Genomic DNA, 7,502 nt, shown 5'->3' with positions numbered 1-7,502 from the left:
GCACATGTGTATGAGAGCGTCGGTTTTGTCCGGGAGGGCGTGCGGCGGCAGACGCTTTTTTATAATCATGAATACCATGATGTTGTTATGATGAGCATGCTCGAAAATGAGTACCGGGAGCGTTATATAAAATAAAGGTCAAAATAGGTCAAAAAGTGAATTACACCCAAAAAGTATCTGTAAAATCAGCCGAAACGCCGGGATTCCCCGGTTTTTTGGCGTATACCGGTTTTGAGATTCTGGAGAGGCAGGGCTATAATAAAACCAGAAGGTCAAATAAAGTCAAAGTCAAATTCAAATTAAAAGTCAATGAGAGGAGAATGAGCGATGTTTGATTTGGTTCCTTTTGGAAAACGCAGAGATGACGCATTTGGTGCATTGGCAAAGTCCTTGAATGAAGTGTTCAACGATGATTTTTTTGCCCCGATGACCAGTTCCACCCTGTCTTTCCGGACGGATATCCGCGAGAGTGAGCAGGCGTATCTGATTGAGGCTGAACTGCCCGGCTTCAAAAAAGAAGAAATCGACATTGATTATGCCAGCCCTTATCTGACGATTAAAGCCGTGCGCAAAGATGAGAACAGCCAGGAGAACGAAGATCACAAGATCGTGCGCCGCGAACGCCGCTACGGTGAGTATGTCCGCCGTTTTTATGTGCAGGATATTAACGATGACGAAATCCGCGCTTCGCTGAAGGACGGACTGCTGTCGCTTGAGGTGCCTAAACGGCAAAAATCAGCCGGCAAGCGCATCGAGATTCAGGACCACGGTACATCCGGGCCGCAGCTTCAGTAAGCTGTTCAAGTCTCGCGCGAAGGTGCTGAAGCAGTGGGTTCCGGGCCGGCGGCCAGCCGAAGTCCCCTCTGAGCTCCGCAGTCACGGCAGCTTCACCGGGCTTTTCATATAGCAGTTCATAAAAAGGCGCATTGTAGTGGGGGATACCGGCTATGGTGCGTCTTTCTTTGGGAAACGGATAGAATAAATGGATGAGCGGTTTCGTATAGGGAATTTGCGAAAGGAGAGGGCCATGGTGGCGGAAAAAAACTACTATGATGCGCTAGGCGTAGGCAAACAGGCGAGCAGGCAGGAGATCAAAAAAGCCTACCAGAAGCTGGCCAAACAATGGCATCCTGATGTCAACAAGGCTCTGGGCGCTGAAGAGAAATTCAAGGAAGCGGCGGAAGCCTACGAGGTGCTTGGCAACGAAGAAAAGCGCAAAGCCTACGATGAGGAGCTTCGTAACGGGGCGGGCGGACCCGGGCAGTCGGGAGCCGGGAGAACCGCCGGCGCTTCTTCCGGTTCAGGCCGGGAGTCGCCGTTTGGTGCCGGCTGGAGCGGAAGCTATTCCACCGCTGGCGGTATTCCCGAAGAGGATTTGTTCAGTATGTTCTTTGGCAACCGGGGCGCGGCGGACCGGGCCGGGTTTGATTTTTTCTCCGGCAGCGGCAGCGGATTCGGCGGAACGCAGGGCATGATGCAGGCCCAGCTGGAGATTACGCTGGAGCAGGCCTATAAGGGCGGAAATGTCAGGGTGCAGGTGGGCGGAAAGGATGTCACGGTAAGCATCCCGGCGCGTTCTCCGGAAGGAACGGTCATTCGTGTGCCGGGCAGCGCAGAGAAAGGTGCAGCAGAGGCTAGCGACCTGTTGATTGTGCTGCATCTTGCCCCGCATGAGCTTTACGAGGCCGAAGACGGCGATCTGTACGGTACGGTTGAAATTGCACCTTGGCAGGCTGTACTCGGCGGGGAAGCGAAGGTTCCGCTGCCCGACGGCAGCAGCATCAAGCTGAAGATTCCGGCCGGAACAGCAGGTGGCAGAACGCTGCGCATTCCCGGCAAGGGACTGAAGCGCCAGAACGGAGCGAACGGCGACATTCTGTTCGTTATTGAAATAGTAATTCCGCCGGATACCAGCATTGCTGAGAAGGACCTATACCGTAAGCTGGCCGAAGTGTCCAAGTTCCAGGCCGGAGCGGGACGGCAGGGCGGCGGAACGCGACGGCAGAAGGCTGCAAAGGGGTAACTTCGCCAGGGTAATAACATATAAAGAACAAGTTCCAGAGGGAAGGTGCTGAAGACCATGGATTTCAATAAATTAACGCAAAAGCTGCAGGAAGCCGTCGCCGCGGCACAGTCGCTGGCTGCGGCAGGCGGCCATCAGGAGATTGATAATCTTCACCTGCTGAAGGCGCTTCTTCAGCAGCATGAAGGTCTGCTGCCGCGGCTGCTGCAGAAGATGAATATTCCCGCAGCCGAGCTGCTGCGCGGCACGGAGGAGCTGCTGCAGCCGAAGCCGAGTGTCAGAGGATCGGGTGCAGGGACGATGCGGCGATATGCCTCGGCATCGCTGCTGGAGGTGCTGGAGCAGGCCGAGAAGGAAGCGGCCGCGATGCAGGATGAGTTCGTGGCCGTGGAGCACGCCGTACTGGCGATGGTATCCGATACCGGCAGCGCGAACCGCGAGCTGCGCGGATTGTTCACCAGCCGCGGCGTGACCCGCGACAAGCTGCTGGCGGTGCTTGCGGACATCCGCGGCCATCAGCGGGTGACCAGCCGGGAGCCGGAGGCCACCTATGAGGTGCTGGAGAAGTACGGCCGTGATCTGGTGGCCGAAGTGCGGGCCGGCAAGATCGACCCCGTCATCGGGCGCGACGGGGAGATCCGCCGGCTGATCCGTATCCTCTCCCGCAAGACGAAGAACAATCCGGTGCTGATCGGCGAACCCGGCGTAGGGAAGACAGCGATTGTTGAAGGCCTGGCTCACCGGATTGTCCGCAGGGATGTGCCGGAGGGGCTGAAGGACAAGACGATCTTCTCACTGGATATGAGCGCTCTGGTCGCCGGGGCCAAATACCGCGGGGAATTCGAGGAGCGGCTGCAGGCCGTACTGAAGGAGATCCGTGAGAGCAACGGCCGGATTATCCTGTTCATCGATGAGCTGCATACGATTGTCGGCGCGGGCAAAACCGAAGGCGCGATGGATGCCGGGAATATGCTGAAGCCGATGCTGGCCCGCGGCGAATTGCACTGTATCGGGGCGACAACGCTGGATGAATACCGCAAATACATTGAGAAGGACCCCGCGCTGGAGCGCCGCTTCCAGCAGGTGCTGGTCAGCGAGCCGGATGTCGAGGACACGATTTCGATTCTGCGCGGCTTGAAGGAGCGGTTTGAGGTGCATCATGGGGTCAAAATCCATGACAGCGCACTTGTTGCTGCGGGCGTGTTATCGAACCGCTATATCACCGACCGCTTCCTGCCGGATAAGGCGATTGATCTGGTGGATGAAGCCTGCGCGATGATCCGTACCGAGATCGACTCCATGCCGGGTGAGATGGATGAGGTTACCCGCCGCTGATGCAGATGGAGATTGAAGAAGCCGCGCTGAAAAAGGAAACCGACGATGCGAGCGCCCGCCGTCTGGAGAATCTGCAGCGGGAGCTGGCCGACCTCAAGGAAAGGCATCTGGGCATGACAGCCCGCTGGGAGAAAGAAAAGTCCGCGATTCAGGGCATCCGCGACCTGAAAAAAAGACTGGAGCAGGCCCGCAAAGATCTGGTCGACGCGCAGGAGGTCTATGACCTGAATAAATCGGCGGAGCTGAGCTACGGTATCATTCCTGAGCTGGAGAAGCAGGTTAAGGCTGCCGAGGAAGCGGCGCAGCAGGATCAGGAGAGCCGGCTGCTGCGCGAAGCCGTGACTGAAGAGGAGATCGCCGATATCGTGTCCCGCTGGACGGGAGTTCCGGTAAGCAGACTGGTGGAAGGCGAGCGGGATAAGCTGCTGCGGCTGGAGGAGACGCTGCATGAGCGGGTGGTCGGGCAGGAGGAGGCCGTGTCGCTTGTGGCCGACGCCGTGCTGCGTGCCCGGGCCGGGATCAAGGACCCCAACCGGCCGATCGGTTCGTTCCTGTTCCTCGGGCCGACCGGTGTCGGCAAGACGGAGCTGGCGAAGGCGCTGGCTGTTTCGCTGTTCGACCGGGAGGACGGAATGATCCGCATCGACATGTCGGAGTACATGGAGAAGCACAGCGTCTCCCGTCTTGTTGGTGCGCCTCCGGGGTATATCGGCTATGAGGAAGGCGGCCAGCTTACGGAGGCGGTCCGCCGCCAGCCGTACACTGTTGTACTGCTGGACGAAGTGGAAAAGGCGCACCCCGATGTCTTCAACATCCTGCTGCAGCTGCTGGATGACGGTCGGCTGACCGACTCCCAGGGCCGGATCGTCGATTTCAAGAATTCGATCATCATCATGACCTCGAATATCGGCTCTCCGCTCCTGATTCAGGGCACGGATGACAACGGGGAGCTGACGCAGGCGGTCAAAGACCGGGTGATGAAGGAGCTGAGCGGCCATTTCCGCCCAGAGTTCCTGAACCGGGTGGATGATATTGTGATGTTCAAACCGCTGACACTGGGTGAAATCGGGCAGATTGTCGTCAAATTGGCGGATGGTTTGCGTACACGGCTGGCTGACCGTGGCATCGGCCTTACGCTGAGCGAAGCGGCGGTGCGGTTTATTGCCAAGGAGGGCTTCGATCCGGTGTACGGGGCGAGACCGCTGAAACGCTTCATTCAGCGCAGCCTGGAGACCCCCGTTGCGCGGGCGCTGATCGCCGGGGAAGCGGAAGAAGGCTCAATCCTGGCGGTTGATGAGGCGGACGGCAGGCTGAATGTGGCCATCCGGCGGCCTGAGGCGGCTTTCAGCAGAAGCTGACTACCAATAGAAGTGCAATGAAAATAGCTGCTTTGGTACACTATACAGACTGAGACTCATCTTAGTTAACGTAGAACTGTACTTGGGCAGCTATTTTGTTGTGCTTTGATCCCCTAAGAACTTGACGTGAGATCTTATTTCATTGAAGAAATTGGCTATCGATTCATTTGAACGGGAAATGGATTATAGGATCTTGAGGTAATTTTGAAATGTAAAAAAATAGTTAATCCGCAAATAATATGGTGTATAATTATATAAAGGAGATGATTCCCATGGCTGACTTCTCTAATCCAGGCCCAAGCTCAAATAATCCGGATCCCGGTGGTCACAAGGCTAATCATGATGTAAATGCGCAAAAATATCATACAGAAGGAGTTCCGGGCTTTTGGAGGCAGGTAACTGATCTGCTTATCGCAGTGGCTGTTATTGCATTTATAATTTTCCTGGTTCTGTGGATTTTTTAAAGTGATATGAAAACATAATAAAACAGCGATAAACCAGGAATTATTGTTAAATCCTGGTTTATCGCTGTTTTTGCTTTTGATTAGGTTACACCCGAAAGAAATGACACCCATCTTCTGAAGAATACATCTAGAGCAGCTCACCCTTCTTCTGCAAATGACGGTACAGCAGATAAGCGAACACTGAACATAGCAGGGCGCACAGTCCGATGAAGCCGTAGCCCGCCTGCAGTCCGCGAAGCAGCCCGGTACCTTCCTCCGCACCGGAGGAGAACAGCTGCTTGATCCCCTCGGTGATCGCGCCGATGAAATAGTTGCCCAGCACGCTGGCCACGCCCATCAGGGTGACGATGAAGGTAATCGCCGTATCGCTGCCCTGGCGGTACCGGTCGGCAATCAGCGCCATAATGGTCGGGTAGACCGGCGCGATGCCGACACCGGCAATAGCAAACAGGACGGCACCGGACTCCCCAAGCAGGATGGCAGCGAACGTGCATAGCCCGGAGAAGCCGGAGAAAAGAATCAGCGAGAAGGCGAAGCCGATTTTGTCGGTCACGGGGCCGAGAATGAGCCGGGCCAGCGTGAAGCAGAGGAAAAAGGCAGACAGCATGCCCGCAGCAGAGGCGGAACGCCAGCCGTAGGCTTTTTCCAGAAAGTTAACCAGCCAGCCGCCGACGGCCAGCTCTGAAATGACGCCAAAGGAAAGAACAGCGACCAGCAGCCAGATCACCGGATCGCGGGAGATGGACGATAACGGAATACGGTCCTCCGTCAGCGTGGCATCGCCCGGGAATTTGCCGAGAAAGGCCGGAATCATCGGGAGGACGGATAACATGAGAATAATCAGATAGACGCCCCGCCAATCCAGCAAATGGCCAAATATCGTGACGGTCATCAGACCGGAAGAAATCAGCGGCGCGACGGTGGAGCTAAGGCCGTAGAAAAAATGGGACAGATTCATCATCGTGCCGGTATTTTTCACGAAAATCCGCGCACCGAGCACCGCCAGGCCAATCTCCAGCATCCCGTTGCCGATATACATCAGGAAAAAAGAGCCCGACAGCGCCGGGTAACTGTGGGACAAGAAAATAAAAACGCCCGATACAGCCATTGAGCCGAAGGCGAGCAGGCTTACCGCTTTGATGCCGATTTTACGGATTAATAGTGCAGTGAAGGTGCAGGCCAGCAGATAACCGAGCGAATTCAGCGACAGTAGCGTCCCGAGCTGCATTTCATCCAGCCGGAGATCGCTCTGGATACGCGGAATGGCGGGCCCTTTGATATTTTCAGAAAAGCCGAAAATCAGAAAGCCGACGAATACGGTCAGCAGCTGCAGAATATAGTTGCGTTTGGATGATGATGCCGGTGTTGGACGGATGTCAGCCTTCAAGATGTACCTCCTGGATTTTGAAATCACCGGGTTTGGAGCCCAAACCACATGAGGTCCATTATATCACCGTTCACTCTGTCCAAGGAACCAGTTTGGGGTGCTGGTCGAGAATCGACTGATATTGCTCCATCCATCCGTAGATGCCGCCGGGGTCCAGCTGCATATAGCGCATATATTTATCGAGCCGGTATTCCGGCCGGGACCAGCCGAGATGCTTGAGCCGCAGATTGCTTAGCTGATGGGGCAATTCAAAAATATTCTCCGGGAGCCGTCCGCAGTGCTGCGGTGAGTCATTCCAGACATAAGGGAAATCCTCCCGGTAGCGGAGCAGAAACGGGCGGTAGCTCTGGTGGGAGCGCCAGTACATGTCTTCACGGTAATGATGGTCGTCCCAGAAATCGTACAGCCGGAAGCAGAACAGATCACAGTTGTCCTCCCGCAGCAGAATCTCTATATCCTCGGCGAAACGTGCCTCAAACATTTCATCCGCATCCAGGCTCAGAATCCACTCGGGATTTGTTTTGACGACCTCTTCCCATTGCTGCTTGCGCAGCTCGGCTTCATTGCTGAACCTGGAGACGGAATTGCGCACGAGATGAAGCGGAATGCCCTGAAGGACTTCCCGGCAAATGTCCGCTGAATCATCAGTGCTGCCATCATCGATAATGACGGCTTCGTCAATGTATTTGCGGTGCTCCTGCAGTACTGTCCGCAGGAAGCGCGGAGCCTCGTTTTTGACAGCCATCATCAGCGTGAGCTTGGGCCGCTTGGCTGCCGCAGACGAAGGAGCAGTCTTAGCGGCATCAGGGGACTTCTCCTCCTGGGACAGCGGATCTTTATGAAGGCGGTTCTCCGCTTCCGCCGCCGACCATAAGGCGGAAGCAGGCTCCGGATCCGGCCGGTGCTGCGGCTCTGCCGTTACCCCGGCCTTGTCT

The 7,502-nt window shown here is 55.9% G+C and carries 5 protein-coding genes and 1 pseudogene; 4 read left to right on the top strand and 2 right to left on the bottom strand.

Translation table 11 applies throughout. From position 1 onward, the window contains the following. Positions 1-327 precede the first annotated feature (327 nt). From AQR02_RS25950 to AQR02_RS25935, 4 genes and pseudogenes are all read left to right on the top strand, one after another. Complete coding sequence (locus AQR02_RS25950) at positions 328-795, top strand: Hsp20/alpha crystallin family protein (protein WP_054943263.1); 468 nt, start codon at positions 328-330, stop codon at positions 793-795. A 235-nt stretch (positions 796-1,030) separates the two neighbouring features. After that, on the top strand, positions 1,031-2,023 hold the full coding sequence (locus tag AQR02_RS25945; RefSeq protein WP_209444302.1) for a DnaJ C-terminal domain-containing protein: 993 nt from the start codon (positions 1,031-1,033) through the stop codon (positions 2,021-2,023). 57 nt (positions 2,024-2,080) lie between these two features. Further along, a pseudogene (gene clpB, locus AQR02_RS25940) lies at positions 2,081-4,716 on the top strand (ATP-dependent chaperone ClpB). Between the two features lie 272 nt (positions 4,717-4,988). Next, positions 4,989-5,180, top strand: coding sequence for a hypothetical protein (locus AQR02_RS25935; protein ID WP_054943261.1), 192 nt, complete (start codon positions 4,989-4,991; stop codon positions 5,178-5,180). Positions 5,181-5,307: 127 nt separating this feature from the next. Here the strand turns inward: AQR02_RS25935 and AQR02_RS25930 are convergent, their stop codons facing one another. Both AQR02_RS25930 and AQR02_RS25925 read right to left on the bottom strand, forming a co-directional pair. After that, complete coding sequence (locus tag AQR02_RS25930) at positions 5,308-6,567, bottom strand: MFS transporter (protein WP_054943260.1); 1,260 nt, start codon at positions 6,565-6,567, stop codon at positions 5,308-5,310. 70 nt (positions 6,568-6,637) lie between these two features. After that, positions 6,638-7,502 (bottom strand): glycosyltransferase family 2 protein (locus AQR02_RS25925; RefSeq protein ID WP_148449219.1); only part of this gene is annotated, 865 nt, incomplete at its 5' end.

Origin of the sequence: Paenibacillus ihuae, from assembly GCF_001368795.1 — a bacterium.
Classification (GTDB): Bacteria; Bacillota; Bacilli; order Paenibacillales; family Paenibacillaceae; genus Paenibacillus_AQ; species Paenibacillus_AQ ihuae.
The sequence above is the reverse complement of the archived record's forward strand: the minus strand, read 5'-3'. Positions and strand labels throughout refer to the sequence as shown.